The organism is Sporichthya brevicatena, assembly GCF_039525035.1.
Lineage (GTDB): Bacteria > Actinomycetota > Actinomycetes > Sporichthyales > Sporichthyaceae > Sporichthya > Sporichthya brevicatena.
In genome coordinates, this window is sequence record NZ_BAAAHE010000054.1 from 1 (window position 1) to 2,827 (window position 2,827).

The 2,827-nt window shown below is 62.8% G+C and carries 2 protein-coding genes; both read right to left on the reverse strand.

What is annotated here, in order from left to right; translation table 11 throughout:
• Positions 1-208: 208 nt before the first annotated feature.
• The gene (locus ABD401_RS23850; protein ID WP_344609510.1) at positions 209-1,198 is read right to left on the reverse strand and encodes a hypothetical protein; all 990 of its coding nucleotides are present in this window, start codon (positions 1,196-1,198) and stop codon (positions 209-211) included.
• Between the two features lie 509 nt (positions 1,199-1,707).
• Entirely contained in the window at positions 1,708-2,511 is an 804-nt protein-coding gene (locus ABD401_RS23855; RefSeq protein WP_344609512.1) for a hypothetical protein, read from the reverse strand.
• Between the last annotated feature and the right edge of the window lie 316 nt (positions 2,512-2,827).

Consider the following 2,827-nt stretch of genomic DNA (forward strand, 5'->3'; position numbering starts at 1 on the left):
GGCTAGGCACTTCCGCGTTTAACGCGCCGAACTCAACCGCTCACACGCGAAATGTCGAGGCTAGTTAGGAGGACGGTGCCCACGTTGGCCTATAGCCTCCCCGGCATCCGAGGTTGCGGTTCGAGCCTCTACAGCCGCTCCGGATGCTGGCACCCGCTGGGGTTCATGCCAGATTTCATGCCACGCGGTAAGGGGTTGGTGGGCTGGCTCAGGCTGGCCGGCGCCTGAGCTGGACGCATGCCTCTGGGTCAGTAAGGGCTGCGATTAGCGAGCACTTTGTTAGATGGCGGACAAATGAGTGCATCCAGTCGTGGTCCGCCCACTCAGCAGTTTGGGGAGGCCGCCGCTCGGTGAGCCATCGGACTGCGCGATCGCCAGATCCGCCGTGGGCAATCCTGCTGCGGTAGTTGTAGAGCTCGGAGGTGACCTGACTCAGCGTCGCGCCAGCGAATTCTTCGAGATGGGTGGAGAAGCCGTCCGGCAGGATCGAGTTCACAATCGCGAGATTCCGCTGCAGCTGCTTCGAGATCGAATCCGAAGCGTCGCCAAGGGCGGGATTGTGAGTCAGTAAGCCTTCGATCACCCCGAAGTAGCCCAACAGCTTGATGCGGGCTGGGTCTGGGACCACGTCGAGGGTCCGAAAGTCCGATATCAAGCGTGCGATGTCGGCGTACTGGGTTTGGTCCAATGCTGCTCTCAGTTCCACCAACGCGTGGAGCTCGCCCGAGTCGGGTCGAGCGGTGGGGATGGGCCACGCGCTCCGAAACGAGGAGAAGAATCGAACGCACTGCGATTGGTCGTACATCGTGCCCAAGGCGGGAGCCCCAGAGCTCGTTCGCACCGGCCCTTGCGTCGCCCAGAGCTCCACCAGTAGTTCGGTGTTGGCGAGCCGCGCAGCCTCCGTCAGTTGTTGCCAATGCACTGCGGAAGCCGTCGGGCGCAGCACCAGGTAACGCCAGTCTTCCTTTGCGAGCGGGTGAGGGCGAACTTGGTTGCCCTCGAGCTCCAGCCGGAACTCCTGAGCCGGCTGACCGGCGGCGTAGGGCTGGCTGACGAATCCGATGAGCAGTTCGCGAAACTGATCGACTTCGTCTCGGGTCGCCCGGTCTAGGGTCCACCCGCCGATTTGCCACGGTAGGTCGGAGTCAATCGCGACGTGGTTTAGAACGACGCCGAAACGCACGTGAGAGTTGTCCATCGATCTCTCCCGAAAGATGACGGCCACGGCTCGGGCAAAGCGCAGGCCCTTAGTGTGGTCCTGATGAGGTCGGCGACCAGCTCGTCGGTGTGCTGGAGCTCCCGGCGTAGTCTCGCGTTCGCGTCTTGCCGCCTGAGCTTCTACGTCGAGTGGACCGGAACCTTCTTGCAAGCGACGGCCGCTAGGAGCACCGCGTCGAGGAGGCGATCCCGCTCTGCTGTGTCTGCCCAGCGACGGTGGGAGAGAAGAGCCGGGAGCCGGTCTTCGCCAAGACAGCTCGGCACTGGGTGGCCTCGTCGGCTCTCAGCGCAACGATGTGCCGATCTCCGCACTTGTAGCGGGCAGTCAGTTGGGAGTTCAGCAGCCGGGCGATTGAGTCGCGTGCTCCTTAAGCACCGTCAAGTTGGCTAAGAGGTTGGCGGAGGTGTCGGGACACAGGACGAGCGTTTCCAACCGCACAGAAGGGTCCGTTGTCTATACTTCTGGTGCAATTTCGTCTGCTCCTCGGATCAGGCGACGTACAGCTTCTCGACGGTCTGTCGGGCGTCTGCGACCAAGTCACCGAGGGACTTGTCCTGCACGATCCAAACGCTGGTGAGTTCAGCGGCCGGGCGAAGCCGTGCGACCAGCAGCACGCGGTCGGCCCGCGCCAACTGCAGTTCGCCACGCCCGTCCAGGCGGCATGTGAAAAGGGGTGCCGCTGTCACCACTATCGGCACGAAGATCCTCAGCTGTGGGCGTGTCACCGCAGCCGCGAAGTCCCTGGCTAAGCCGTCTACGCCGGCGCTCACCTGCCTGACGGCGTTGTACGCCGCAGCTTTGGCCCCGTCGTTCTGACCGCCGGGCACTGCGATGGAGTATGCGTACGGCTCGATGCTGTACAGGAGCTTGGTCGCGTGCAGGCCACGGAGATCGGACGAGGCGAAGGCGTTATTCGGATCCCCGTACTCGTTCGTGTCGCTGAGAAATTCGTGTGGGATGGAATCGAAGACGTCCTCGTCGCGAGCGAAGCGGTCGTCTCCGAGGAACGCCACCCACGGCTTGTCTCGCCCCGCCTTGCACTCGATGACAAAGGCGAAGTACAGCCATGGCTTATGAGGGGACGGGCTGTTTCGGCCCGACCCCTGAGCGACCACGTCGATCTCCCGGAGGGTCTTGCCGTCGTGCTCGACGTAGTACCTCGCCGAATCGGTGATGAAGCCCTGTGATCGAAACGCCGCGGCGACTCGCATCTCCAGCGGGTAGCCGGACTCTTCGAGTGACTTCTTCACGTAGGCCAGCAGGTCGATCTCTGGGTCGGATGACTGCCCCATCGGTACCTCCTGCGTAGTCGGCGCTCGAACGGTGCGCAGGCTCTCACACATAGATCGGCGCGGTATCCTCGCCATGATCCGCAGAGAACTTTGAGCGAAGAGAACGACACTCTCGCTGGGCAGAGCGATCTCCGTGCCGTCGCTGAAACGCATCAGGGCTATACGCACTCGTGCCAACTTGACTCGCTATGGTGATCACCGGGCGGGCTCGGTCACCTCCTCGGTCGTATGGTCGGGAGCTTCGGCCGCAATCCCTAGGGCGTGTCTCCCAACTGATCTGGGGTCATCGGTGCAGCGTTGATCCATGACGCGGACT

Coding starts and splice junctions, on each gene's coding strand:
- ABD401_RS23855 (WP_344609512.1), bottom strand. CDS start 2,511: ATGGGGCAGTCATCCGACCCAGAGATCGACCTGCTGGCCTACGTGAAG.
- ABD401_RS23850 (WP_344609510.1), bottom strand. CDS start 1,198: ATGGACAACTCTCACGTGCGTTTCGGCGTCGTTCTAAACCACGTCGCG.